The organism is Microbacterium alcoholitolerans, assembly GCF_050408615.1.
Lineage (GTDB): Bacteria > Actinomycetota > Actinomycetes > Actinomycetales > Microbacteriaceae > Microbacterium.
In genome coordinates this window covers 2,412,885-2,436,822 of the sequence record NZ_JBNTKD010000001.1, presented here as the reverse complement: position 1 = coordinate 2,436,822, position 23,938 = coordinate 2,412,885, and the positions used below count along the sequence as shown (strand labels likewise).

The 23,938-nt window shown below is 66.0% G+C and carries 24 protein-coding genes; 11 read left to right on the top strand and 13 right to left on the bottom strand.

The window, feature by feature from the left end:
- Nucleotides 1-32 precede the first annotated feature (32 nt).
- Genes ACQUSX_RS11690 through ACQUSX_RS11675 form a run of 4 tightly spaced genes read right to left on the bottom strand, consistent with a single transcriptional unit; the run spans nt 33 to nt 4,047 of the window.
- Nucleotides 33-1,577, bottom strand: a complete 1,545-nt coding sequence (locus tag ACQUSX_RS11690) for a class I adenylate-forming enzyme family protein (RefSeq protein WP_428907089.1) — start codon at nt 1,575-1,577, stop codon at nt 33-35.
- A gap of 32 nt (nt 1,578-1,609) precedes the next feature.
- On the bottom strand, nt 1,610-2,035 hold the full coding sequence (locus ACQUSX_RS11685) for a DUF3237 domain-containing protein (RefSeq protein ID WP_428907088.1): 426 nt from the start codon (nt 2,033-2,035) through the stop codon (nt 1,610-1,612).
- Nucleotides 2,036-2,046: 11 nt separating this feature from the next.
- Complete coding sequence (locus ACQUSX_RS11680) at nt 2,047-3,216, bottom strand: thiolase family protein (RefSeq protein ID WP_428907087.1); 1,170 nt, start codon at nt 3,214-3,216, stop codon at nt 2,047-2,049.
- A gap of 3 nt (nt 3,217-3,219) precedes the next feature.
- Entirely contained in the window at nt 3,220-4,047 is an 828-nt protein-coding gene (locus tag ACQUSX_RS11675; RefSeq protein ID WP_428907086.1) for an SDR family NAD(P)-dependent oxidoreductase, read from the bottom strand.
- Between the two features lie 125 nt (nt 4,048-4,172).
- Here ACQUSX_RS11675 and ACQUSX_RS11670 point away from each other — a divergent pair, with 125 nt between their 5' ends.
- Nucleotides 4,173-5,351: an acyl-CoA dehydrogenase family protein gene (locus ACQUSX_RS11670; protein ID WP_428907633.1), complete on the top strand. Its 1,179-nt coding sequence runs from the start codon at nt 4,173-4,175 to the stop codon at nt 5,349-5,351.
- Between the two features lie 55 nt (nt 5,352-5,406).
- On the opposite strand, the gene ACQUSX_RS11665 is transcribed toward ACQUSX_RS11670, so the two are convergent.
- The 3 genes from ACQUSX_RS11665 to ACQUSX_RS11655 are packed head-to-tail and all read right to left on the bottom strand — an operon-like array spanning nt 5,407 to nt 8,614.
- Entirely contained in the window at nt 5,407-7,248 is a 1,842-nt protein-coding gene (locus ACQUSX_RS11665) for an acyl-CoA dehydrogenase (RefSeq protein ID WP_428907085.1), read from the bottom strand.
- On the bottom strand, nt 7,245-8,144 hold the full coding sequence (locus ACQUSX_RS11660; RefSeq protein ID WP_428907084.1) for an alpha/beta fold hydrolase: 900 nt from the start codon (nt 8,142-8,144) through the stop codon (nt 7,245-7,247). The genes ACQUSX_RS11665 and ACQUSX_RS11660 overlap by 4 nt, the downstream gene beginning before the upstream one ends.
- Before the next feature lie 53 nt (nt 8,145-8,197).
- Nucleotides 8,198-8,614 carry a DUF3237 domain-containing protein gene (locus ACQUSX_RS11655; RefSeq protein ID WP_428907083.1) on the bottom strand — a complete coding sequence of 139 codons (417 nt, stop codon included), beginning with the start codon at nt 8,612-8,614 and terminating at the stop codon, nt 8,198-8,200.
- A gap of 137 nt (nt 8,615-8,751) precedes the next feature.
- On the opposite strand from ACQUSX_RS11655, the gene ACQUSX_RS11650 reads away from it, so the two are divergent.
- Genes ACQUSX_RS11650 through ACQUSX_RS11640 form a run of 3 tightly spaced genes read left to right on the top strand, consistent with a single transcriptional unit; the run spans nt 8,752 to nt 10,907 of the window.
- Entirely contained in the window at nt 8,752-9,624 is an 873-nt protein-coding gene (locus tag ACQUSX_RS11650) for a cyclase family protein (protein ID WP_428907082.1), read from the top strand.
- Between the two features lie 30 nt (nt 9,625-9,654).
- Complete coding sequence (locus ACQUSX_RS11645) at nt 9,655-10,098, top strand: nuclear transport factor 2 family protein (RefSeq protein ID WP_428907081.1); 444 nt, start codon at nt 9,655-9,657, stop codon at nt 10,096-10,098.
- Nucleotides 10,099-10,136: 38 nt separating this feature from the next.
- A complete protein-coding gene (locus ACQUSX_RS11640) occupies nt 10,137-10,907 on the top strand; it encodes an SDR family NAD(P)-dependent oxidoreductase (RefSeq protein WP_428907080.1) in 771 nt (256 codons plus the stop codon).
- Nucleotides 10,908-10,947: 40 nt separating this feature from the next.
- On the opposite strand, the gene ACQUSX_RS11635 is transcribed toward ACQUSX_RS11640, so the two are convergent.
- A complete protein-coding gene (locus ACQUSX_RS11635) occupies nt 10,948-11,556 on the bottom strand; it encodes a TetR/AcrR family transcriptional regulator (RefSeq protein ID WP_428907079.1) in 609 nt (202 codons plus the stop codon).
- A gap of 110 nt (nt 11,557-11,666) precedes the next feature.
- Here ACQUSX_RS11635 and ACQUSX_RS11630 point away from each other — a divergent pair, with 110 nt between their 5' ends.
- The 3 genes from ACQUSX_RS11630 to ACQUSX_RS11620 are packed head-to-tail and all read left to right on the top strand — an operon-like array spanning nt 11,667 to nt 15,975.
- Complete coding sequence (locus tag ACQUSX_RS11630) at nt 11,667-13,454, top strand: NAD(P)-binding domain-containing protein (RefSeq protein WP_428907078.1); 1,788 nt, start codon at nt 11,667-11,669, stop codon at nt 13,452-13,454.
- 32 nt (nt 13,455-13,486) lie between these two features.
- On the top strand, nt 13,487-14,410 hold the full coding sequence (locus ACQUSX_RS11625; protein WP_428907077.1) for an SDR family NAD(P)-dependent oxidoreductase: 924 nt from the start codon (nt 13,487-13,489) through the stop codon (nt 14,408-14,410).
- Between the two features lie 17 nt (nt 14,411-14,427).
- Entirely contained in the window at nt 14,428-15,975 is a 1,548-nt protein-coding gene (locus ACQUSX_RS11620) for a class I adenylate-forming enzyme family protein (RefSeq protein WP_428907076.1), read from the top strand.
- 46 nt (nt 15,976-16,021) lie between these two features.
- On the opposite strand, the gene ACQUSX_RS11615 is transcribed toward ACQUSX_RS11620, so the two are convergent.
- Genes ACQUSX_RS11615 through ACQUSX_RS11595 form a run of 5 tightly spaced genes read right to left on the bottom strand, consistent with a single transcriptional unit; the run spans nt 16,022 to nt 21,529 of the window.
- Nucleotides 16,022-17,215, bottom strand: coding sequence for a thiolase family protein (locus ACQUSX_RS11615; RefSeq protein WP_428907075.1), 1,194 nt, complete (start codon nt 17,213-17,215; stop codon nt 16,022-16,024).
- Complete coding sequence (locus tag ACQUSX_RS11610) at nt 17,215-18,405, bottom strand: bifunctional 2-methylcitrate synthase/citrate synthase (protein ID WP_428907074.1); 1,191 nt, start codon at nt 18,403-18,405, stop codon at nt 17,215-17,217. The genes ACQUSX_RS11615 and ACQUSX_RS11610 overlap by 1 nt, the downstream gene beginning before the upstream one ends.
- Before the next feature lie 3 nt (nt 18,406-18,408).
- Nucleotides 18,409-19,311: a methylisocitrate lyase gene (gene prpB, locus ACQUSX_RS11605; protein WP_428907073.1), complete on the bottom strand. Its 903-nt coding sequence runs from the start codon at nt 19,309-19,311 to the stop codon at nt 18,409-18,411.
- Nucleotides 19,311-20,837, bottom strand: a complete 1,527-nt coding sequence (locus ACQUSX_RS11600; protein ID WP_428907072.1) for an MmgE/PrpD family protein — start codon at nt 20,835-20,837, stop codon at nt 19,311-19,313. The genes prpB and ACQUSX_RS11600 overlap by 1 nt, the downstream gene beginning before the upstream one ends.
- The gene (locus ACQUSX_RS11595; RefSeq protein ID WP_428907071.1) at nt 20,834-21,529 is read right to left on the bottom strand and encodes a GntR family transcriptional regulator; all 696 of its coding nucleotides are present in this window, start codon (nt 21,527-21,529) and stop codon (nt 20,834-20,836) included. Before ACQUSX_RS11595 ends, ACQUSX_RS11600 begins: the two co-directional genes overlap by 4 nt.
- Nucleotides 21,530-21,686: 157 nt before the next feature.
- Between ACQUSX_RS11595 and ACQUSX_RS11590 the strand changes: the two genes are divergently transcribed.
- From ACQUSX_RS11590 to ACQUSX_RS11575, 4 genes are read left to right on the top strand one after another with little or no spacing between them, the layout of a single operon-like run.
- Nucleotides 21,687-22,034, top strand: coding sequence for a PadR family transcriptional regulator (locus ACQUSX_RS11590; RefSeq protein WP_428907070.1), 348 nt, complete (start codon nt 21,687-21,689; stop codon nt 22,032-22,034).
- A gap of 1 nt (nt 22,035) precedes the next feature.
- Nucleotides 22,036-22,401 (top strand): DUF1048 domain-containing protein, encoded by a 366-nt coding sequence (locus tag ACQUSX_RS11585; protein WP_428907069.1) that lies wholly within the window; start codon nt 22,036-22,038, stop codon nt 22,399-22,401.
- Nucleotides 22,401-23,159, top strand: coding sequence for an ABC transporter ATP-binding protein (locus tag ACQUSX_RS11580; protein ID WP_428907068.1), 759 nt, complete (start codon nt 22,401-22,403; stop codon nt 23,157-23,159). Before ACQUSX_RS11585 ends, ACQUSX_RS11580 begins: the two co-directional genes overlap by 1 nt.
- Nucleotides 23,156-23,923, top strand: coding sequence for an ABC transporter permease (locus tag ACQUSX_RS11575; RefSeq protein WP_428907067.1), 768 nt, complete (start codon nt 23,156-23,158; stop codon nt 23,921-23,923). The genes ACQUSX_RS11580 and ACQUSX_RS11575 overlap by 4 nt, the downstream gene beginning before the upstream one ends.
- Nucleotides 23,924-23,938 lie beyond the last annotated feature (15 nt).

Genomic DNA, 23,938 nt, shown 5'->3' with positions numbered 1-23,938 from the left:
ATGGCGGCTCGCCCCGGGGTGAACGGGGTCGCTCAGGAGTGGAGTTGCTCTCGTAGAACGTGACGGAGCACCTTCTGGCTCGCATTGCGCGGCAGATCGTCGACGAAACGCACGCTCGTCGGACGCTTATACCGGGCAAGATACTGCGTGCAGTGGTCGACGACGGCCTGCTCGTCGATCATCGCATGCGCGCTCCGCACGATGAACGCGACGGGCGTCTGCCCCCAGCGCTCGTGCGTGCCACCGACTACGGCGACCTCGGCTACTTCCTCCATCTCCGCGATGCAGGCTTCGACTTCCGACGGATAGACGTTCATCCCGCCGCTGACGATCAAGTCATTCCGCCGCTCTGTGACGTAGATGAAGCCGTCTGCGTCCATCGCACCCAGATCGCCGCTGTAGAACCAGCCGTCACGGAACGACTTCGCCGTCGCCTCCTGGCGGTTCCAATAGCCGATGACGAGGGCAGGCGAAGAAACGACGAGTTCGCCCACGCTGACGCCGTCATGCGGCAAGTCGTCGCCGTTCTCGTCGACGACACGAACACCGCAATCGATCGCGGCGCGACCGGCTGAAGCGTAAAAGTCGTCCGCTTTGGAACCCTTAAGCACAGAATCGACATCCGTGACGGTGAAGAGGCTGCCGGAAGCTTCCGTCATTCCCCAGCCCTCGAGATAGCGGTGCCCGACGACCTCGGCCCAGCGGCGCATTTGCGCGGGCGGGGCCTTCGACGTCGAATGCACGAAGGTGCGCACTTGCTGCCACTTGTCCGGATGCTGTCTAGCAAGCTCCGTCATCGCAGGAATCCACGGCGTCGGCACGAACGTGAAGGTGATCCGCTCTCGACCAATCGCCTCCATGACAGACTCTGGCCCGTCGACGTCGGTCATCATGACGATTGTGCCGCGCACGAAGACATGCGAAATGAGCAGGCCCAGCACCGTCGCGACGAACGACATGTTGGAGTAGTACAGGCAGACGCTGCCCTGGGGCGTCCGATAGGAATGGGAGTGATTCCGTGCCGTGTTTTTGAGCGTGCGGTGCGTGACCATTGCCCCCTTCGGGCGGCCGGTAGTGCCACTCGTATAAGAGATGACGAAGAGGGAGTTCTCATCGGGCTCAGGTGGCAGCGCGATCGCGCCGCTGGCGACAAAGGCGTCATACTCATTGTCGGGCACATGCCAATCGTCGAACTCGGGCATCAATCGCAGACCGTGCTCGTCGGCAAGCACCCTTGCCTCGTCTGCTTTGGCCGATTCATAGAAGAGCGCGACCGCGCCGGAGTCTTCTATCTGGAATGCCGCCTCATGCTTCGTGAAGAGAGAGTTCAACGGCACCAGCACCAGGCCTGCCTTTGCGACCCCGAAGTACAACTCCAGGTACTGCGGACAGGTCCCCGACCATGCCGCAATCTTGTCGCCGGGCGAGAACCCGGCGTCCAGTAGAGCGTTCGCCAGCCGCGTCGTCCGCTCGTCGAACTCGGCGTACGTGCGCGTCAGCCCATCCGTCGTCTTCAACAGCACCCGCTCCGGATGCTGTTGTGCCCCCATGACGAGCACACGTCCAATCTGATCCACAGCTCTCCTCCCGCACCCGTGTTCGGGTCTCCTCAGTGCAACTGGTAGACGTCGTACGAAACGACCCCTGCCGCGATGTCGATCGACCCCTTGCCCACGAACAACGATCCATTCAGCCACACGTACCGTGGGTCGGCCGTCTCAAAGGTGATCGCGGTGTACATGGTTGACCCGTCGATACCGTTGGACGCGTCCCCGCGCCCACGGTATTCCATGAACAGGAACGCACCGTCCTCAGTCTTCAGCGCCATCCGCACGTCCGGGATGGCTGTCCCGTCCGGGCCGATCGTCAGCCAGTCCGCAGCCGAATCCCCGCGTTGCGCCGCGTTGATGCGCTCGCCGACGAGTGATCCGTCCGTGACTCCCACCACGACTCGCTGCCCCAAAGGCGTTAAGCCGGCGAAGTCCGGCTTGGGGTTCGGCTTGGCCGTCAGCTTCGCAAAATGCACCAGTTCCATGCCGCTCCTTCTCAGATTCCCAGGATGTGCGCGGCGGATACCGCGGTCGTGCCCTTGATCAGACCGCCGCCGCACTGCACAAACGCACGACGTGCTCCTTCCACCTGACGGGCGCCAGCGCCACCGCGAAGCTGGGTGACCGCTTCATAGATCTGCGCGACCCCCGTGGCACCGATCGGGTGCCCGCGCGCGACGAGACCGCCCGACGGGTTCACCGGGAGCCGGCCGCGTAGCGTCGTGTGCCCGGTCTCCGCCCACTTGGCCTCGTCGCCAGGCGAACACAGGCCCGACTCCACCCACGAGACGATCTCGCCAGGCGAGGTCGCATCGTGCACTTCGGCGAAGTCCATCTCGTCCGGACTGAGACCGGACTGCTCCCATGCGGCCTTGGCTGAGAATTCGTGTGAGTCCGATGGGCCTGCGGCATCCGCTGGAAGCGATCGCAGCTGCGATGCGAGGATGCGCACATCCCCTGCCCGGGTCGCGACATCCCCCCGGGTGATCACCGCCGCCGCTGCGCCATCGCCGACGGGCGAGCACATAAGCACGGTCAGCGGTCCGAGCACATGGCGGGCATCCAGGATCTCCTCCACGGTGCGTGGAGTGCGACGCTGCGCGAGGGGGTTGAGCGCGCCGTTCGCATGCGCCTTGGCTGCGACTTGCGCGAAGTTCTCAATCGAGAGGCCGCGCTCACGGATCAGATACTCGGCCACCTTCGCGTAGCGGTCGATGAAGGGGCTGCGCGTCACCCCGGCGCCTTCGCCGTAGTCCTTGAAGTCCACATCCATGCCCCCCATGAACACTTCGAAGCTCTTCGTCTTATCCTGCGAGTAGAGCTTCTCGGCGCCGACGACGAGCACCGTGTCGTACTGCCCGCCGGCGACGGCACTCCAGCCCAGGTGGAACGCATTGGCGCCCGTCGCACAGGCGTTCTCGACGTTGTTGACTGCGATCGCTCCCGCTCCCATATGGTGCGTCACCGTCTCGCCACGGATCGAGTTCTGGCCGCTCATGATCCCGGCGCCGACATTGCCGAAGAACACCGCCTGGATGTCGTCAAAGGTGACGTCGGCGTCCTTCATGGCGTCGCCGATCGCCGTCGCGGCGAGCTCTTTCAGGCTCGTCTCCTCGAACCGTCCCATCGGCGTCATGCCGACGCCGCGGATCATTGCGTCCTTCATGGCCTATCCCTTCCCTCGAAGCGTGTCTCGCATCGCGTATCGCGTCTCGTAACGCCCGTCGGCGGTGCGACCCCCGTCGACGACGAGGCTCTGGCCGGTGATGAAACTCGCGTCGTCGGAGGCCAGGAAGGCCACGGCGGCGGCCGCCTCATCCGGTCGACCCTGGCGCCGCATCGGCTGCATGAGGTCGCGCGCGGCCCGCTGTTCTTCGGCATCGCCGAATCCAGTGCGCACCATGTCTGTGTCGATGACGCCGAGCACCACCGCGTTCGACCGAACCCCTCGATCGGCATACCGTGTTCCGAAGTGTCGCGAGACGGCGAGCAGGGATGCCTTTGTCGCCTCGTAGGACAGTGAGTAGCCGCTGGAGATCAGTCCAGCGGTCGACGTGACGAAGACGAAGGCACCCGACCCTCGCTGAATCATCCCGGGCAGCGCCGCCTGCGCGACGAGCCAGTGCGATCGCACGTTGATGTCCACGGCCAGTTGCCAGTCTTCGACGGTCTGGCTGCGTCCGGGCTGCCTGCCCGAGACGCCCACATTGCAGACGACCACGTCGAGCGGACCGATCTCGCGCTCCGCGCGCTCGACCAGGGAGCGACTGGACTCCACATCCGCGGCATCGGACCGGATGGCGACGCCTTGAGCGTCGGGGAGTGCCGCGACGGTATGCTCGGCCCGCGTCAAATCGATGTCCGACACCGCCACCTGTGCACCCTCGGCTGCCAGACGGATCGCGATCTGCGCGCCATTGGCCTGCAGCTCATCCTGCGAAGCGGCGCCGCCTCCGACGACGAGGACCCTGCGTCCCCTGAACCTGCCGTTCAGCATCCAGACCTCCACTAGCCAACCAAGCGCTTGGCCGTTACGGTATCATAACCAGACAGAGGAGCGATACATCAGTTCCTGTCCGCAGATCGCCAACGAGGAGGACCCCTGTGAGCCACGCCGACCCGATGAAGTTGCCCGCACCGGATCCCACGGACATCGCGGGCCTGGACACGCTTCTGTCCGACGATGAGCGGCAGATCCGCAGTGCCGTCAGGCAGACGCTCGACACCGTCGTCGACCCTTACATCACGGAATGGTTCGAAGCCGGGTCGATCCCCGATGTCCGCGGTCTAGCCAAGGAGCTCGGTTCACTTGGTGTCCTCGGCATGCATCTCGAAGGATACGGATGCGCCGGCATGTCCGCGACGGCCTATGGTCTCGCCTGCCTAGAAATCGAGGCCAGTGATTCCGGCATCCGCTCCCTGGTCTCGGTTCAGGGATCTCTGGCGATGTTCGCGATCTGGCGCTGGGGTTCCGAGGAGCAGAAGCAGTCATGGCTTCCTGGAATGGCCATCGGCGACCTGATCGGATGCTTCGGACTCACGGAGCCCGACGTCGGTTCTGATCCCGCGAATCTCAAGACCCGCGCCCGGCGCGACGGCGGAGACTGGGTGCTCGACGGCGGCAAGATGTGGATCTCGAACGCACCCTTCGCCGACGTCGCGGTGATCTGGGCACAAACTGACGAGGGTATCCGGGGATTCATCGTCCCCCTCGACACCCCCGGGGTCACGGTCACCGAGATCGCGCACAAGATGTCGCTGCGCGCCTCAGCCACCGGGGAGATCGCCCTTGCCAACGTCCGCCTCCCCTCCGACGCCGTGCTGCCCGAGGCGCGCGGCCTGAAGGGCCCCCTGTCGTGCTTGAACGAAGCCCGCTACGGCATCGTCTGGGGCGCGCTCGGCGCAGCACGCACGAGCATCGAGAGCGCACGGCGATACGCGATCGAGCGAGAGCAGTTCGGCAAGCCGATCGCCGGATTCCAGTTGACACAGCAGAAGCTCGTCGACATGTCACTGGAATACACGAAAGGCTACTTGCTGGCGATGCATCTCGGTCGCCGCAAGGATGCTGGGCAGCTCCGTCCCGAGCAGGTCAGTCTCGGCAAGCTCAACAACGTGCGCGAGGCCATCGAGATCTGCCGCACGGCCCGGACCATCCTCGGTGCGAACGGGATCTCCCTGGAGTTCCCGGTGATCCGCCACCAGAACAACCTGGAGTCGGTGCTCACCTACGAGGGCACCGTGGAGATGCACACGCTCATCCTGGGCCAGGCGCTGACCGGCATTCCAGCCTTCGCCTAGCACGAGTCGAGAAGGGGGCGACGCGGGCCCACGTCCGTGACGCCCCCTTCTCGATTCAGAAAATCTCGTCCGGCAGCTCGAGGAGCGCGGCCGTCGGCTCCGCGTCGAGCAGTGACCGCTGCGCGCGCAGCAGCGGAAGACGCTCTGCGGCGAACTGCCGCGCTGCCGCGACTTTGCCCATATAGAACGCCCGATCGGTCGCGTCGAGCCCACCGGCCGACAGTCGTTCATGCGCCACGGAGGCCTGTTTGGACAGAAGCCACCCGATCAGCAGATCGCCGTGCATGTCCAGCACCCGCGTCGTGTGCAGCGCTACGCGATGGATGCGCGCCGGGTCCGCGGAGCTTGCATCCGCCCATTCCCCCAGCCGAGTCACCGCGGAGGAGACCGCGTCGAGAGCATCCTGCAGAGCGTCCGACAGGCCCGCATCCAGATCCGCCACATCCGCGGCTCCCTGGGCTATCTCCGCCATGAGAGCGCTCCACGCGCGCCCCTCGTCGCGACGGATCTTGCGGAAGAAGAAGTCGATCCCCTGGATCGTCGTCGTCCCCTCGTAGATGGTGTCGATCTTCGAGTCGCGGATGTACTGCTCGAGCGGGTAGTCCTTGAGATACCCCGATCCACCGAAGATCTGCAGGCTCTCGGCAAGCAGCGCGTACGCCTTCTCCGAGCAGAACCCCTTGACGATAGGCAGCAACAGATCGTTACGCGCCACCGATTCCGCCGGATCCGCTCCGTGCTCTCTGGCGAGCTCGATGTCGTCGAGAACCGTCCCGGCGAACACCATGAGCGCACGCATGCCTTCGACGTAGTACTTCTGCACCATCAGGGATCGACGCACGTCAGCATGGCGGATGATCGGGATGTCCGGAGCGTCCCGCGTTCCCTTGCGGGTGAGATCCGCGCCCTGCAGCCGGGTCTTCGCATAGTCGAGGGCATTCAGATACGCCGTCGACGCCGTCGCCATCGCCTTCGTGCCCACGAGCATCCGGGCGTACTCGACGACCTCGAACATCTGCGCGATACCACTGTGAACATCGCCGACCAGCCAGCCGACCGCCGGCTCATCCGCCCCGAAGGTGAGCTCGCAGGTCACGGATGCCTTGAGCCCCATCTTGTTCTCGATCTTCGTCACGACCGCGCCGTTCCGGCGCCCGAGCTCACCCGTCTCCAGATCGACGTGATGCTTCGGCACGACGAAGAGACTCAGTCCCTTCGTCCCCGGACCACCTGCGCCGGGGGTGTCGACCGGCCGCGCGAGCACGAAGTGCACAATGTTCTCGGCGGCATCATGCTCGGCACTCGTGATGAAGCGCTTGACGCCTTCAATATGCCATGTGCCGTCCGCCTGCGGCACCGCTCTGGTGCGGCCCGAGCCGACGGCGGAGCCCGCATCCGGCTCTGTCAGCACCATGGTGGCGCCCCAGGCGCGCTCGGTCATCAGCGCGGCCAGCCGACGCTGCTGTTCATTCCCCTGGCCGTAGAGGATCTGCGCCTGCGGCCACCCCGCGGCGTAAAGGAATATCGCCGGGTTCGATCCAAGCGGGAACTCGGCCATCGCCCAGCGCAGACTCGGCGGCACCGCAAGTCCTCCCAGCTCGGGAGCGATGTCCATCCGCCACCACTCGGCATCGACATAGCTCGCGTAGGACTCCTTGAACGCCGCCGGCAGTGCGACGCTCGCCGTCGCCGGGTCGAGTGCGATCGCGCCAAGGGCGGTGTCGTCGAACGAGGCGGCGAGCTTCGTCTCGGCCAGTTCAGCCGCCGCGAGAAGCATCTCCTCCGCGGTCTCCTGATCGAGGTCGCTCCAGGCGCCGTCACCGAGTACGGATCCGCGCCCGAACACCTCGAAGAGATTGAATCGGATGTCCCTGACGTTGCTCCGGTAGTGGCTCATGATCCTCCAATGATGGTGTTGCTGGATGAGTGAGTGGGCGCCGAGGTCTCGCTGCCCGGCAGCATGCGGCGGATGATCTCCGTGAGCGCCAGTGGATGGTCCAGCAGCACGTGGTGTCCGCAATCCTCCACCGTCACGACCTCGACATCACCCAGCTGCGTCGCCAGCGCCTCGGCCTCGGCGTCATCGAGCAGTCCGCCGTCCCCGCGCACGAGGATCACCGGGCATCCGCTGAGCGGGACGGCGTCCTCGAAGATCACGCTGTCGTGCATGAACACCCGAGGGTCGAACTTCCAGCTCCACCCGCCGTCGACGGCGATGATCGATTCCTCCGCGACGTGCCCGATCACGAACGGCGACCGCGGCTCGGATCGCGGCAACAGCCGGAACCGGGCGAGGATCGCCTCCCGGTCGCTGTGAATCTTGTGCGGAGACTCTCGCAACGAGCGCCAGCCGTCTCCAACCGCCCGTCTGGGGAACTCCGAATCGACGAGAATCGCGCTGTCGAGCTCCGCCGCATGATCCCGCACCACCGCATAGGTCACGAGTCCACCCATGGAGTGCCCGACGAGCAAGGGACGTTGGCGCACATGCTCGCTGTGCAGGACGGCGAGGACCTCATCGCACCAGAGATCGATGCGGTACGCATCTCGCCATCCGCTGTCGCCATGCCCGGAGAGATCGAGCGCGACGACACGGCAGTCCGTCAGCACAGGACCTATGTGATCCCACCATGCCGCGTGCGCTGCGCCGCCGTGCACTAGCACGACGGGATGTCCGTCACGAGGTCCCCACATCCGCAGCGCGGTCTCGACACCGGCGGCCCGCACCGTCGCACGCTCCGGCTCCTCAGCGAGCGCGTGCTCGTACCATCCCGGGACGGAGGTCATCGTCATGGTTCCGTTCAGGGTCCGCGCCCGACCGATTCCCGCATGCGGTATGCGCGACGTCATCGGAGGATCGCCAACGAGTAGGAGCCATGCGTCTGCTCGACGGACCCCACGCCCACCACCATCCTCGAGCACAGCCACCGATACTCCGGTGCATCAGTCTCGAAGACGAAGGCCGCGCGCACCGCGCCAGAGCCCACCCCATCCGGCCAGTGTGCCCGCCCGCTGTAGGCGATCTGCAGCGCAGCCCCGTCGTCGGTGCGCATGCTCACTCTGACGTCGATAAGCACCGTCTCATCAGGCCCCTGGAGCAGCCAATCGGCGGCCGAGGTTCCCTCCTGCTTCGCCCGCAGCATCGGCCCCTCGATGCTCGATCCGACTATCGGCCCCACGAGACGGTGGCCACGGCTCGCAACGCCGCGGAACTCCACGCGGGACAGCGGTGCATGGAAAGTACCGAATGGTTCAACTCGCACTGCGACATCTCCCTCGAGGCGGCGCCGGTGCAAGAGGTATACACAAGCGCTTGGTAGGTATACTATCTGAGCGTATGAGCTCGAGCAACATGTCTCCCCCGTGCTATGACCGGCTTCCGACGGCGGAAGGCACGGACATGAAGCACGCTTGGGATGTCTTCGGGCGTGACGATCAGTTGGGGACACTGAACTTCGTGACGCCGGAGCGCCGCCGGGCCGCCGCAGCCAGCATCCGCCTCGGACAGACCATCAGCCTCACGGTCCCGCTCGACACACCGACGTTGCCCCCGTTCGGCCGCGCCCCCCTGCAGCATGAGATCTACGCAGCGAACGACTTCAGCTGGGGCGACTCGGTGACCGCGTTCGATACGCAGTCCTCTTCCCAGTGGGACGGACTGCTGCACGTCTCACACAAGTCACTGGGCTTCTACGGCGGACGCACTGCTCACCCCACGTCGACCCCGTCGCTCGGCATCGACGCATGGGCGCGCACCGGCATCATCGGACGCGGCCTACTCGTCGACGTCGCGAGCCACTGGGGGACGTCCAACGCCCTCTCCGGTCGAGCGCTCAGCGCAGACGACCTGGAGCACATGCTTCGCACACAAGGCAGCGAGCTGCATGCGGGCGACATCCTGTGCTTGCGCTTCGGCTGGCCCGACGCATACCGCACCCTGGATGAGGGACAGCGCGACGGCTACATGGCACGACCTCGATGCGACGGGGTGAGCGCTGTGGCATCGACCGCCGAGTTCCTATGGAACGCCGGAGTAGCGGCGCTGGTCGCCGACAACCCCACCGTCGAATCGCAACCCGGCGACAGGAACGCGGGGTTCCTTCACCACAGACTGCTCACCATGCTCGGCATGCCGTTCGGGGAGATGTTCGACCTCGATCTTCTCGCCGAGCACTGCCGGACACAGGGAGCATGGGACTTCCTGTTCACATCCGTCCCATGGAACCTGCCCGGCGGCGTGGCATCCCCGGCAAACGCGGTCGCCGTGGTGTGAGGGTATTCACTGATGATGAAGGAGCGCACGATGACGAATACTGAGGTTCTGGATCGAGCACGGCTGCAGGATCTCGCCCTGGCATACGCCGAAGCCGTCGATGCCGGGGACGTCGACCGCGTCGCCGGACTGTTCACCGAGGATGCCGTCTTCCGCGCGTACGACCGCCCCCGTGGTGAGGCTCACGGTCGCGCCGAGATCCGTGCGCTCATGGATAAGCTCCTCGATACATTCACCGGCACCTTGCACCACGTGTCCGGCCCCCGGGCGGAGTTCACCGGCGACGACACTGCCGTCGGGTTCGTCTCGCTGCACGCGTGGCACGCGTTCGTCGAGGACCGCCCCGACGGCATCTTGTGGGGTCGCTACGCGGACGAATACCTCCGCACAGGGTCTGGCTGGAAAATCGCCCGGCGCGCGCTGCTCGTGCACGGCCAGCAGGACTTCGCGTTCCCCTGGATCGCGCCCGCATAGACCGGGAACCGCCTCACCTCTCCCAGAAAGGCAACCACATGTCCACATCCGAAACTCCGCGACCAATCGCACTCATCTCCGGGGGTACAGGCGGTGTCGGGGACGCCGTCTCGTCCAGGCTCGCCGACGCGGGCTACGACATCGCATTCACCTTCAATTCCAACACGGCGAAGGCGAACGCACTCTCCGCGCGGCTGTCCGCAGCCGGCTCCCGCGTGCATGCACGCCCGGTCGACCTCACCAACGCCTCCGCCGTGGAGGAGTACGTTGCCTCCGTGGTTGATGCCTTCGGACGCATCGATGCGGTCATCCACGCGAGTGGTCCGTACGTCGAGCAGCGCTACGTGAGCACCTTCACCTCCGCGCAGTTCCGACAGCACGTCGACCAGGAACTGATCGCCCTCTTCGAGCTCGCCCGCACGACGCTTCCGCACCTGCGGGACAGTTCCGGCTCGCTCACTGCGGTGACCTCCGTCGGCGTGCGCAGGTTCCCCGCGAAGGATGCCCTCTCGTCCGTCCCGAAGGGCGGCATGGAGGCCTTGATTCGGGCGATCGCCCTGGAGGAGGGACGCTATGGCGTCCGCGCGAATGCGGTCGCGCCCGGCGTGCTGGGCGACGGCATGATGGACATGCTCGCGGGCACCGGCGACGTTCCTGCTTTCCAGCGCACTTTCCTCGAGGAGACGATTCCGCTTCGTCGCCTGGGACGAGCAGCGGAAGTGGCCGATGCCGTCTGCTTCATGGTGTCGCCCGCCGCAGCCTACATCACCGGGCAGAGCCTCGACATCGACGGCGGCTACAGTCTGTGACGGTCGTGTCCGGGGTGGTTTGTCCATCCCGGACACGGATTCAGCGCCGTGCGTTGACGCCCTTCATGAAGAGCGCGGCGATCTCGTCGGCGAGCTGGTCGGCGCTGAGTCGTCCGTTCGGGTCGAACCACCGCGTCGTCCCGCTCACCGACGCCATGATCGTCCGGTAGACGACCTTCGCGTCCAGGGCGGACTCGAAGGCACCTTCGCGCTGGCCCCGCTCGAGCACGTCGAGCCAGATGTCCTGGCACTCCTGCAGAGACCGCTCCATGAACGGGAACGAACGCGCCAAGTAGGCCCAGTCGCTCAGCATGATGCTCAGGGCGTAACGGCACTCGTCGAGCAGGGTGACCGAGCGCCGGATCAAACCGTACGCCGCGTGTGTCGCATCCACTTCGTTCGCGGCCACCTCGCGGTAGCCGTCGAGCAGTTTGGTCCAGTACTCCCCGAGCAGTTCCTCGACCATCGACTCCTTAGAGGTGAAGTGGTGATAGAGGCTGCCCGACTGGATGCCCGCAGCGTCGGCGATATCGCGGATGGTCGTCACGTGGAAGCCGTTCTCCGCGAACAGCTTGCCGGCGATCTGGATCAGTTCGTCGCGGCGACTCGAACGCGTAGTCGCGACCCCTCGGATCTCTGTTCTCGGCATGTCTTCTCCTCGTCAACTTATTCTGTCGCACCAATCTAACGCTTGATCACCGGATAGTATGTGCATAATCTTGAACCAAGCAACTGTTTGGTTGGCACCGAAGGAGCACCATGACGTCGACCGCGAAGCTGGAACGCGACATCGAAGCAGCACACCTGTTCGATGCCTGGCTGGAGAAGGCACGCCTCGCGCTGGAGACCCCCGACGTCGACCGCTTCACCGCTCTGTTCGACGACGATGGCTACTGGATGGACTACCTCGCGTTCACTTGGCGCTATCGGACCTTCGAGGGTCATGCGGCCATCCGTGAGGCAGCGGGGCGAACGCTCGCCCCGCATCCTGTGCGCTCGGTCGCTGTATCCGCCGAGCGGGCGCGCCCGCGCCTCGCACGCCGCTCCGGCACGAACGTCCTCGAGGGCTTCTTCGACTATGAGACGGCTCACGGGGCCGGAACCGCATATGTGCGACTGCGGCTGCACGACGACGGCGCCGACCCGACCGTCTGGGTGATGCTCACCACCCTGCAGTCCGTGCACGGATATGCAGAGCAGAGCGGCACGAACCGCCCTCGTGGCCATGAGAGCGACGATGGCACCATGAACTGGCTGGATCGCCGGAACGCGGAGCGGGCATTCACCGACCGTGACCCCGAGGTCATCATCATCGGCGGCGGGCACAGCGCGTTGACGCTGGGCGCTCGGCTCCGGCAGATGGGTGTGGACGCCCTCATCCTGGAGAAGAATCATCGAATCGGCGACAACTGGCGCAAGCGCTATCACTCGCTCACGCTGCACAACGAGGTCGCCACAAACACGCTTCCCTACATGCCGTATCCCACGACGTGGCCCTCTTTCCTGCCCAAGGACAAGCTCGCACAGTGGCTGGAAGCATACGCCGAGGCCATGGAACTGAACGTGTGGACCGACTGCGAGGTGGTGAGAGCAGAGCGTGATAAGGCGTCAGGGTTGTGGACGGTGCGAATCCGCCGCAGCGACGGCTCCATCACGGAGCGCGCTGCGCCTCAGGTGGTGTTGTCGACCGGAGGACACAGCGGTGTGCCCAAGCTGCCCCGGATCCCCGGACTGGAGGACTTCGCCGGCCGCGCGTTCCACTCCAGCGAATACCACTCGGCCGACGACCATGCCGGAGAACAGGTCGTGATCATCGGCGTGGGAAGCAGCGCCCACGACATCGCGCAGGATCTATACGAGAACGGCGCTGGTTCGGTGACCATGATCCAGCGCAACCCGAGCGCGGTGATCAGTCTCGACCCCTGCGGGACCATGGTCTATGCTGCCTACTCCGATGACCTCGACCCCGCGGATGTCGACTTCGTCCAGGCGGCCACGCCGTACCCGATGCTCAAATCGACGTATCAGTGGCTGACCAAGAAGACCTGCGAACTGGACCGCGCACTCATCGACGGGCTCGAGTCCGTGGGGTTCCGCACCGACTTCGAACCTGACAACACCGGATTCCACATGAAGTACCTCCGCAAGGGCGGCGGGTACTACATCAATGCCGGGTGCTCCGAACTCATCATCGACGGCAAGATCGGCATCCGCCAGGCCGCGGACATCGAACGGGTCGAAGCCGGGGGCCTCCGCATGACGGACGGCTCGTTGCACCCGGCCGACACCCTCGTACTCGCGTCCGGCTACGAGAACCAGCAGGAGGGCGTGCGCCAGCTCTTCGGCGATGATGTCGCCGACCGGGTCGGTCCGATCTGGGGATTCGACGAGAACCACGTCATGCGCAACATGTGGGTGCGCACCGCCCAGGATGGATTCTGGGTTATGGGTGGGTCTCTCATGGAGGCGCGCCTGTACTCGACATATCTCGCCGTGCAGATCCGAGCGGATCTGCTTGGCATCCTGCCCCGCGAGGGCCTCGCCTGATCCCGTCAACGGCTTCGTCTAGGAGGAACCACATGCACGACATCTCATTGCAGGGCCAGGTGGCGGTCGTCACCGGCGCAGGTGGAGGACTCGGCCGGAGCTACGCGCTCGCGCTCGCCGATGCGGGTGCCGCCGTGCTCGTGAACGACACCGGTGGGGCACTCGACGGACAGGGTGGCGAGCGCGGCGCCGCACACGCGGTCGTCGACGAGATCGTCGCGCGTGGCGGACACGCCGCCGCGAACACCGACTCCGTCGCGACCCCGGAAGGCGGCGAGGCGATCGTCGCGCACGCGATCGCCGAACTCGGTGACATCGACATCGTCGTCAACAATGCCGGCATCCTGCGCGATCGAAGCGTCGGGAAGATCGACTGGAATGACTTCCAGAGCGTCCACGACGTGCATCTGCGCGGCTCGGCCCACGTCAGCCAGCCCGCGTTCCGTCATATGCGTGAGAAAGGCTACGGCCGATTCGTCTTCATCGGTTCGAACGCCGGCACCTTCGGGAATTTCGGTCAGGCGGCGTATGCCTCTGCGAAGGGCGGCATCATGAGCCTGTCCGGGATCGTCGCCATAGAGGGCGAGCGCCACGGCATCCTCAGTAACGTGGTCTGCCCGATCGCCCGGACTCGGATGACGGATAGCATGCTCGATGATGCTCTCGACCTGGACCCCGACCACGTCTCGCCGCTCATCGTCTACCTCTCCAGCCGCGAGAACACGGCGACGCACCAGATCTTTTCGGCTGGCGGGGGCCACTTTTCACGCGTGTTTCTCGGGCTGACCGACGGCTGGTTCGCCGATGAGAAGTCCACCGCCGGCGCCATCGCCGAACACTTCGACGACATCGTCAGCACCGGGCACTTCTCGGTCCCCGGCTCTGCCGCGGAGGAAGTCGCCGCGCTTGCCGCACGGATCGCTGAGTCCACGAGTGGATCAGAGGCCCGCAGATGAAGACGCTGCGAGAGGTCGTGCTCCGCGCCGGTGATTTCGGCGATGCCGTCGCCATCCGCGCAGGAGAATATGAGCGCACGTACCGCGAGCTAGTCGAACGCTGCACCCGCCTCGCCCATCACCTGCTCAACTCTGGTCTGCGCGCGGGAGATTGTGTGGCGATCATGGTGGAGGACGGACTCCGCGCCATCGAGCCGCACCTTGCCTGCGCACTCGCGGGCCTCGTCATCGTGCCAGTAAACGCCCGCTTCCGCAGCTCCGAGGTCGAGCACATCATTGTCGACTCCGGCGCCCGCGCCGTGATTCATTCTGCGGGCGTGTTCGATGTACTCCAGGAGTCCACGATTCCCGACGTGATGCTCCGTGTGAGCACCGGTGGCGCTCACGCGGACGACACGTCAGCAGATTACGAGTCGTGCGTCACCGGGGGCAGCCCGTGCCCCCCACCGACTGTCGCGATCAGCCCTGACGACCTGGTGATGATCGGATACACCAGCGGAACCACGGGCCGCCCCAAAGGGGCGATGATGACTAACGCCAGCGGAATCGCCGCGATTCGCGCGAACGTGGTGGCTTTCCGCGTCGTGCCGTATGGTGCCTGTGCATTCTCCGGATCAGTGTCGTTCACAGCGCTCTTCTGGGCCTTCATCGCCCCGCATCTGTTCCTCGGCGCAAGCATCGACTTCCTTCAGCCGAACCTGACGATTGAACGATGGTTCGAACGTATGGAGCGGTTTCAAAGCACCTTCACTTTCGTCCCGACTCCGTACATGAACGATTTCGCGGTGTGGGCGAAACAGCGACCCGAGGCGATCACTGCACTGTCGGGTGTGTGTCATTCTGCTTCTGCCGCCACGCCGGAACAGCGCTCGCTGATGCTAGACGCGCTCGGCTCCACGTACATCGAGTCGTTCGGGATGACCGAAAGCCTTGCCGCGGTGTGTGCGACGACACGCATGGACAGCGTCGGCATCAGCCCTGCAGATGATCTCCTCAAGACCATCGGGCGCGCGATCGCCCCAGCTAACGTCTATGCGGTTGCAGACGACGGATCCAGGCTCGGGCCAGGAGATGTGGGAGAACTCGTCATCGAGTCGCCGTCGCTGTTCGTCGGATATTGGCAGAACCGATCGGCGACGCAGAGGTCCCTGAGCGATGGGCGCTACTGGACCGGGGATATTGGACATGTGGACGCGCACGGATACGTCTACATCGACGGACGTAAATCCGAACTCATCATCAGCGGTGGTATGAATGTGTACCCGGCGGAGATCGAGGCCGTCCTGCAATCCCACCCCGGCGTGTCGGAAGCGGCAGTGCTCGGCATCCCCCACGCCCGCTGGGGCGAGTCCGTCGCCGCGGCAGTCGTCCTGCGCCCAGGATTCTCCCTCGATGACGCGTCTCTCATTCGCCATGTCTCGGATCGGCTGGCGAGCTACAAGAAGCCGACGTCGATCACCTTCGTCGATGCGCTACCCCGCAATGCCAACCTGAAAGTCCTTAAAGCTGAACTCGCCCAATTCTTCACAGTGCCGCCGCCGACAGTGGATTCTCCCTCGCGCTGATACTCTCCGGCGATGTCTCGCCTCAACGTAACTTCGAGACGCTCACTCACCCCCGCTTGATCAGCGCCGCCAGCGCCTGCCCGCCGCCGATGCACATCGTGACGATCGCGTACTCTCCGCCGGTCCGCTGCAACGTCAGCGCCGCGCGCACCGTCAGGATCGCGCCGGTCGCCCCGACCGGATGCCCGAGGGCGATCGCCCCGCCGTAGGGGTTCACCTGCGCAGGATCCAGCTCGGTGTCGCGGATCACCGCGAGCGCCTGCGAGGCGAACGCCTCGTTCAGCTCGACCGTCGAGATGTCAGCCGGCGTCAGCCCGGTCTGCGTGAACAGCTTGCGCAGCGCGAGAGTGGGCGCGTATCCCATGATCTCGGGCTCCAGCGCCGCGGTCGTGACGGCCTCGATGGTGGCAAGCACCGGAGCGCCCTCAGCACGGGCATCCGATTCGCGCATCAGCACGGTGGCCGCGCCACCGTCGTTGATGCCGGAGGCGTTGCCCGCCGTGACCGTACCGCCGTCAGCGAATGCGGCGCGCAGCGACGCGAGGCCCTCCGATGTCGTGTCCGGGCGCGGATGCTCATCGCGCGACACCTCGACGGGCTTGCGGCCCGACGTCGTGACGGCGACGATCTCCTCCGCGAACGCGGCCTGCGCCTCATCCGTCGCGGCCCGGCGCTGCGACTCGAGAGCGAAGGCATCCTGGTCCTCGCGCGAGACCGAGAACTTCGACGCCACGTTCTCGGCCGTGACGCCCATGTGCTTCTCGCTGAACGGGTCGGTCAGCATCGCGATGGTTCCGTCGACGAGCTCGCGATTGCCCAGCCGGTCGTTGAACCGCGCGTTGAAGTCGTAGAACGGCATCCGCGTCATGTTCTCGGCGCCGCCGGCGACGACGACATCGGTGCTGCCCCACAGCAGCTCCTGCGCACCCGACCAGATCGCCTGCAAGCCCGAGCCGCACAGGCGGTTGACGGTGAACGCGGGCGTATTGACGTCGAGACCGGCGGACAGGGCCACCCGGCGAGCGATGTACGCGTCGCCTGCGACCTGCCCGATCGTGCCGATGACGACCTCGCCGACGCGAGACGCGTCGACGCCCGACCGGCGCAGCGCCTCGATCGTCGCCGCGGCGCCGAGCTCATGCGCGGGAGTGTCCTTGAACGCGCCGCCGAACCGCCCGACCGGGGTCCGTGCCCCGGCGACGATCGCGACCTTCTCGCGCGAAGCAGCCGACGAAGCCATCAGCCCGCCGCCTCTTCGGGCCGCTCCAGCACCTCGATGGCCGCTGTGTCGGGCTCGTACTCCTCGATGTGCCGCTCGTCCGGTCCGTTGTAGGCCGACAGCGGACGGATCAGCGCGTTCGAGGCCTGCTGTTCGAGGATGTGGGCGGTCCAGCCAGTCACCCGCGCCGCGATGAACAGCGGGGTGAAGGTGAGCGTGTCATAGCCGATGAGGTTGTACGCCGGGCCCGACGGGTAGTCGAGGTTCGGGTAGATGCCCTTGCGCGAGACGAACTCGTCCTCGAGCGTCGAGTACAGCTCGGCCACGTCGGGTCGATCGTAATGCTCGACAAGCGTGTCGAGCGCGGCCTTCATGGTCGGCACGCGCGAGTCGCCGCGCTTGTACACGCGGTGACCGAAGCCCATGATCTTGCGCTTCTCGGCGAGCGCCTCATCGAGCCACGGCACGACGCGGTCGGCCGAGCCGATCTCGTCGAAGATGTGCATGACGGCCTCGTTGGCGCCGCCGTGAAGCGGCCCCTTCAGTGCGCCGATCGCGCCGACCACCGCTGAGTAGAGATCCGAAAGCGTGGAGGTGATCACGCGAGCGGTGAACGTGGATGCATTGAACGAGTGCTCCGCGTACAGGATCATCGAGCGGTTGAACGCATCGACGACTACCGCAGACGGCTCCTCGCCGAACGTGAGCCAGAGGAAGTTCGCGGCGTAGTCGAGGTCGTCACGCGACTCGACCAGCTCCTGTCCCCGCCGGCGGCGCTGACCGTATGAGACGATCGCCGGCAGCACCGCGAACAGCTTCAGGCTGCGCTCGAGGTTCTGCTCGGGAGTCCCGACGGCATCCAGCACGTTGCCGGTGCCGGCCGTCTCGATCGCGCCGATCACGCTGACGGCCGTGCGCACCTCGTCCATCGGGTGCGAGTCCAGCGGCAGCGCGTCGATCGCCGCCTTGACCTCGGGCGCCATGGCGCGGTTCGCGCGCTCGGTCGCGCGGAACTCGGCCAGCTTGGCGGCGGTGGGCAGCTCGCCGTGCCACAGCAGGTAGGCGACGGCTTCGAACGACTGAGTGGCCGCCAGCTCCTGCACCGGATACCCGCGGTAGAGCAGACTGTTCGTCTCGGGGTTGACCTTGCTGATCGCCGTCGCATCGGCGACGACCCCGGCCAGGCCCTTCTTGATGTCGTTGTCAGCCATTGCTCACTCCTTCGTGATTGTGAAGTTGAAGACGCCCGAGTCGAAGTGGTTGTACGACTCGTAGTCGATGAGGTCGTAGAGGTCGGCACGGTGCTGCATCTCGCCGAGCTTCGAGGTCAGGTGCCCTTCATCGAGAAGCGTATCCAGCGCACGCCCGGTCGCGCCCATCGCGATCCGGAGCATCGACACCGGCCAGATGACGATGTTCACGCCCACGTCGCGCAGCTCGTCGACGCTGAACAGGTCGCTCTTGCCGAACTCCGTCATGTTGGCCAGGATCGGCACGTCGACCGCCTCGCGGATCGCCGCGAACTCCGAAAGCGACCGCATCGCCTCGGGGAAGATCGCGTCGGCACCGGCATCCACCAGCTCTTTCGCGCGGTCCTTCGCGGCCTCGAGCCCGTCCACGGCGGCGATGTCGGTGCGCGCCATGATCAGGAAGTTCTCGTCGCGCCGCGCATCGACCGCGGCGCGGATGCGCTTGACCGCCGTGTCGGCATCGACGACGGCCTTGCCGTCGAGATGACCGCACCGCTTCGGGTTGATCTGGTCCTCGATGTGGGCGCCGGCAAGCCCGGCATCCTCGAGCGTCTGGATCGTGCGCGCGACGTTCATCGGCTCGCCGAAACCGGTGTCGGCGTCGATGATGGCGGGCAGGTCCGTCATCCGTGCGATCTGCTGTCCGCGCGCGGCCACCTCGGTGAGCGTGGTCAGGCCGATGTCGGGCAGGCCGAGGTCTGCCGAGAGCACGGCGCCCGAGATGTAGACGCCCTCGAAGCCCTTCTGCTCGATGAGGCGGGCGGAGAGCGGGTTGAACGCGCCGGGGAACCGCAGCAGATCGCCGCTCGCGAGCCGCGATCGGAACGCGCGGCGCTTCTCGTGCGCGGGAACGGTGGAGTACAGCATCAGAACAGCCCCTTCAGGGCGGGAGCGGATGCCAGGACGCCGGGCTTCGCGATGATCGACAGCTCCGCGACCTCGGCGGCGCTCAGCTCGGGCAGGCGCTGCACCAGTTCGAGGAAGCGGTCGATCTCGGCCGGCTCCAGGACGGGCTCGGCGAGGATGCGGAACTTATTGATGTAGTTCTCGCGGGCGAAGGGCCGCGCACCCAGCGGGTGAGCGTCGGCGACGGCGATCTCGTCGATCACCTTCGTGCCGTCGGTCAGCGTGATCTCCACGCGACCGCCGAAGGCCTTCTCGCTGATGTCGAGCGAGTGATAGCGACGCGTCCACTCGGCATCCTCGAGCGTGGTGATCTTGTTCCACAGCGCGACGGTGTCCTCACGCGCCGCGCGCTCGGGAGCGTACGAGTCCACGTGGTGCCAGGTGCCGTCCTGCAGCGCGACCGCGAAGATGTACGGGATCGAGTGGTCGAGCGTCTCGCGCGAGGCGGTCGGGTCGTACTTCTGCGGGTCGTTCGCGCCCGAGCCGATCACGTAGTGCGTGTGGTGCGAGGTGTGCAGCACGATGCTCTCGATCTTCGCCGGGTCGCCCAGCTCGGGGCGCTCGCCGTGCAGCTTGCGAGCGAGGTCGATCCAGGCCTGCGCCTGATACTCGGCCGAGTGCTCCTTGGTGTACGTGTCGAGGATGGCGCGCTTGGGCTCGCCGGCGGCGGGCAGCGGCACCTCGTAGGCGGCATCGGGGCCGTCCAGCATCCAGGCGATGACGCCGTCTTCGCCTTCGTAGATCGGCGACGGCGAGGTCTGCCCGCGCATCGCGCGGTCGACGGCCTCGACCGCCATCTTGCCCGCGAACGCCGGGGCGTGCGCCTTCCACGTCGAGATCTCGCCCTTGCGGCTCTGGCGCGTTGCGGTCGTGGTGTGCAGCGCCTGCGACACGGCCTGGTAGATGGTCTCGGCGTCCAGGTCGAGCAGCGTGCCGATGCCGGCTGCCGCCGACGGGCCGAGGTGGGCGACGTGGTCGATCTTGTGCTTGTGCAGGCAGATCGCCTTGACCAGGTCGACCTGGATCTCGTAGCCGGTCGCGATGCCGCGCACCAGCGCCTTGCCGTCGCTGCCTACGTGCTGGGCGACCGCGAGGATCGCGGGGATGTTGTCGCCCGGGTGCGAGTAGTCGGCGGCGAGGAACGTGTCGTGGTAATCGAGCTCGCGAACCGCGACCCCGTTCGCCCATGCGGCCCACTCCGGGCTGGTGCGCTGCTCGAGCTCGGCGCCGAAGACGGTCGCGCCCTTTCCCCCGGTGGAGACAGGGTGCGCGAAGGCCTGCGCGCGGGCTGCGTTGATCGGCGCACGCGTGAGGGATGCTGCAGCGACCGAGGCGTTGTCGATGATCCGGTTGATGATCATGTCGACCACCTCGGCGTCGACCTCGACCGGGTCGGTGGCGACCGCGGCGATCTTCCAGGCGAGCTGCTGCTCGCGGGGCAGGTCTTCCTCGGAGCGGTAGACGCGAACGGAGTGGTTGACGGTCATGGGGTTCCTTCCGGGAGGGCGCTCTGCTGCTCGAGCGAGCTCTGCTGATCGAGTGAGGCGAGGATGCTTTCGAGTGCGTTGTGCAGGTGGACGTGGGTGGCGTGCGCGGCGAGGTCGGCGTCGCGGGATGCCAGTGCGCCGGCGATCACACGATGCTCGGCGGCGGATGCGGCCAGGCGCTCCGGCTTGTCGCGTGCCATGCGCCGCACGCGCACGAGGTGCGTGCGGACCGTGCGCAGGGCCGAGCTGAGGTAGTCATTGCCGACTGCGCGATCGAGCTCGGCGTCGAGGCGCGCGATGAGCGCGTAGTAGGCGTCGCGGCCCTCGTCACGGGAGAGGTCCACGTGGGTGAACTCCTCGGCGAGCGAGGCGAACGCCGTGGCATCCCCTCGCCCCGCGGCGAGGCGCGCTGAGGTCTCTTCGAGGGCGCGACGGATCTCGAACAGCGCGCGGATGTCTTCGGCGTCGAGCCCGGCGACGACCGTGACCCGAGGCGACTGCTGCACGGCAAGGCCGTCTGCGGCGAGCCGGCGCAGCGCCTCGCGCATGGGGGTGCGGCTGACCCCGAGACGGGCGGCCTGCTCGACCTCGGCGAGAACGGTGCCGGCGGCGAGCGCGCCCGATTGGATCTCTTCGAGCAGTGTCGCATAAGCGCGGTCGCTCGCACGGAGGCGATCGACGACGGTGCTCATGCGGTCAGTGTATACACAAAACTCATCGGATGCCATAGTTCGGGCATCCATCCGCATTTGCGTATACATACGTGCAATCCCATCTGCCACTTGCATCAGAGGTACTCAGTGTTACTATGTACCGGTAGTCAGCATCACTGAGTAGCGAAGGCAGGCGATGGCGAAGCAGATCACCGAGATGCTCAAGGGCACTCTTGAGGGCATCGTTCTCGAGCTTCTGGCGGCTCGACCGGCGTACGGGTACGAGATCACCGCGCAGCTGCGCGAGCACGGCTTCGACGAGATCGCCGAGGGCACGGTGTACGCCCTGCTGGTGCGCGTCGAGCAGAAGGGCCTCGTCGACGTCGAGAAGGTGCCGAGCGAGAAGGGCCCGCCGCGCAAGGTCTTCACGCTCAACGCGCAGGGCGAACAGGAGCTCGCCGAGTTCTGGAGGACATGGACCTTCCTCTCAGAGCACATCGAACGGCTCCGAACCAACAGCAGAACGACCGGAGGAGACAACTGACATGGCGATGAAATGGATCGAGGCGGTCACCGGGCCGCTCGAGCAGAAGAAGCAGTACAAGCAGGCCAAGGTTCGCATGGAGGAGCTCCCGGCGCCGTACGACGAGGCGGCCAAGGCCATCGGCCGCTACCTGCTGTCCACCAGCGGCGTCACCGACGGCGACGTGCTGGTGCAGATGTTCGTCGACCTCGTCGACCTGTTCGAACAGGCGTCGCTCGACGGCACCCCGGTGATCGCGATCGTCGGCGACGACCCCGTCGCCTTCGCCGACGACTACGCCCTCGCCTACAACGGCAGGAACTGGGTCGACAAAGAGCGCAGGCGCCTGACCGAGACGATCGACAAGATCAGAAAGGAGGGGTCGTGATGACCGCTCTGGCCATCACCGTGCGCGGCATCGCGAAGTCCTACAAGGATCTGAGGGTGCTGCGCGGCGTCGACTTCGACGTCGAACGGGGCAGCGTCTTCGCGCTCCTCGGCTCGAACGGCGCAGGCAAGACGACGTTGGTGCGGATCCTCGCGACGCTGCTGAAGGCAGATGCCGGCCAGGCATCCGTGACCGGGTACGACGTGGCATCCGACGCGGTCAAGGTGCGCGAATCGATCAGCCTGACCGGGCAGTTCGCCGCGGTGGACGAGATCCTCACCGGACGCGAGAACCTCATGCTCGTCGCGAAGCTGCGACACCTGCCCGATCCTGGCCGCGTGGCCGACGACCTGCTGGCGCGATTCAGTCTCACCGACGCGGGAGCACGCAGGACCGGCACGTACTCCGGCGGCATGCGGCGGCGGCTCGACATCGCGATGAGCCTGGTCGGCGACCCTCAGGTGATCTACCTCGACGAACCCACCACCGGCCTCGATCCCGAGGCGCGCATCGAAGTGTGGGAGGTCGTGAAGGGGCTCGTGGCAGGCGGCACCACCGTGCTGCTCACCACGCAGTATCTGGAGGAGGCCGAGCAGCTGGCCGACCGCATCGCCATCCTCCACCAAGGACGCATCATCGCGAACGGCACGCTCGCCGAGCTGAAGCAGCTGCTGCCGGCAGCGACCGTCGAGTACGTCGAGAAGCAGCCGACCCTCGAGGAGATCTTCCTCGCCATCACCAGAGAGGAAGCGGCATGAGCACGCATGCGCTCGCAGACACCGCCACACTCACCGGACGGTCGCTGCGGCACATCTTCCGCAGCGCGGACACGATCATCACGACCGCGATCACTCCGATCGCTCTGCTGCTGCTCTTCGTCTTCGTCTTCGGCGGGGCGCTGCGGCAGAGCATCGGCACCGGGAACTACGTGAACTACCTGCTTCCGGGCATCCTGCTCATCGCGATCGCGTCGGGCACCGCGTACACGGCCCTGCGCCTCTTCACCGACCTGCAGGGCGGCATCTTCGAGCGCTTCCACTCCATGCCGATCACACGGCCGAGCGTGCTGTGGGCGCACGTGCTGACGTCGCTGGTCGCGAACGGCCTGACGGTGGCGATCATCTTCGCCGTCGGGTTCGCAATGGGCTTCCGCACGGAGGCGAGCCCACTGGCGTGGCTCGCGGTGATCGGCATCCTGACGCTGTTCACGCTGGCACTCACGTGGCTCGCGGTCATCGCGGGCCTCTCCGGCAAGAGCGTCGACGGCGCGACAGCGTTCTCATATCCGCTGATCTTCCTGCCCTTCATCAGCTCGGCGTTCGTGCCGACCGAGACGATGCCTGGACCGGTGCGCTGGTTCGCCGAGAACCAGCCGGTCACGTCGATCGTGAACTCGATCCAGGCGCTGTTCGCCGGGCACCCGGTCGGAAGCGAGATCTGGATCGCGCTGGCGTGGTGCGCCGGCATCCTTCTCGTCGCGTATCTGCTCGCGATGCGCGCGTACCGTCACCGGATCGGGTGATCGCCACGGCGGGGT

Excerpts from the sequence above, each read along its gene's own strand:
- ACQUSX_RS11595 (WP_428907071.1), bottom strand. The coding sequence starts at position 21,529 with ATGAGCACCGTCGTCGATCGCCTCCGTGCGAGCGACCGCGCTTATGCG.
- ACQUSX_RS11635 (WP_428907079.1), bottom strand. The coding sequence starts at position 11,556 with ATGCCGAGAACAGAGATCCGAGGGGTCGCGACTACGCGTTCGAGTCGC.
- ACQUSX_RS11590 (WP_428907070.1), top strand. The coding sequence starts at position 21,687 with ATGGCGAAGCAGATCACCGAGATGCTCAAGGGCACTCTTGAGGGCATC.
- ACQUSX_RS11650 (WP_428907082.1), top strand. The coding sequence starts at position 8,752 with ATGAAGCACGCTTGGGATGTCTTCGGGCGTGACGATCAGTTGGGGACA.
- ACQUSX_RS11600 (WP_428907072.1), bottom strand. The coding sequence starts at position 20,837 with ATGACCGTCAACCACTCCGTTCGCGTCTACCGCTCCGAGGAAGACCTG.
- ACQUSX_RS11685 (WP_428907088.1), bottom strand. The coding sequence starts at position 2,035 with ATGGAACTGGTGCATTTTGCGAAGCTGACGGCCAAGCCGAACCCCAAG.
- ACQUSX_RS11630 (WP_428907078.1), top strand. The coding sequence starts at position 11,667 with ATGACGTCGACCGCGAAGCTGGAACGCGACATCGAAGCAGCACACCTG.
- ACQUSX_RS11675 (WP_428907086.1), bottom strand. The coding sequence starts at position 4,047 with ATGCTGAACGGCAGGTTCAGGGGACGCAGGGTCCTCGTCGTCGGAGGC.
- ACQUSX_RS11670 (WP_428907633.1), top strand. The coding sequence starts at position 4,173 with ATGAAGTTGCCCGCACCGGATCCCACGGACATCGCGGGCCTGGACACG.
- ACQUSX_RS11610 (WP_428907074.1), bottom strand. The coding sequence starts at position 18,405 with ATGGCTGACAACGACATCAAGAAGGGCCTGGCCGGGGTCGTCGCCGAT.
- ACQUSX_RS11665 (WP_428907085.1), bottom strand. The coding sequence starts at position 7,248 with ATGAGCCACTACCGGAGCAACGTCAGGGACATCCGATTCAATCTCTTC.
- ACQUSX_RS11680 (WP_428907087.1), bottom strand. The coding sequence starts at position 3,216 with ATGAAGGACGCAATGATCCGCGGCGTCGGCATGACGCCGATGGGACGG.
- ACQUSX_RS11625 (WP_428907077.1), top strand. The coding sequence starts at position 13,487 with ATGCACGACATCTCATTGCAGGGCCAGGTGGCGGTCGTCACCGGCGCA.
- ACQUSX_RS11580 (WP_428907068.1), top strand. The coding sequence starts at position 22,401 with ATGACCGCTCTGGCCATCACCGTGCGCGGCATCGCGAAGTCCTACAAG.
- ACQUSX_RS11660 (WP_428907084.1), bottom strand. The coding sequence starts at position 8,144 with ATGACGATGACCTCCGTCCCGGGATGGTACGAGCACGCGCTCGCTGAG.
- ACQUSX_RS11575 (WP_428907067.1), top strand. The coding sequence starts at position 23,156 with ATGAGCACGCATGCGCTCGCAGACACCGCCACACTCACCGGACGGTCG.
- ACQUSX_RS11585 (WP_428907069.1), top strand. The coding sequence starts at position 22,036 with ATGGCGATGAAATGGATCGAGGCGGTCACCGGGCCGCTCGAGCAGAAG.
- ACQUSX_RS11640 (WP_428907080.1), top strand. The coding sequence starts at position 10,137 with ATGTCCACATCCGAAACTCCGCGACCAATCGCACTCATCTCCGGGGGT.
- prpB (WP_428907073.1), bottom strand. The coding sequence starts at position 19,311 with ATGCTGTACTCCACCGTTCCCGCGCACGAGAAGCGCCGCGCGTTCCGA.
- ACQUSX_RS11645 (WP_428907081.1), top strand. The coding sequence starts at position 9,655 with ATGACGAATACTGAGGTTCTGGATCGAGCACGGCTGCAGGATCTCGCC.
- ACQUSX_RS11615 (WP_428907075.1), bottom strand. The coding sequence starts at position 17,215 with ATGGCTTCGTCGGCTGCTTCGCGCGAGAAGGTCGCGATCGTCGCCGGG.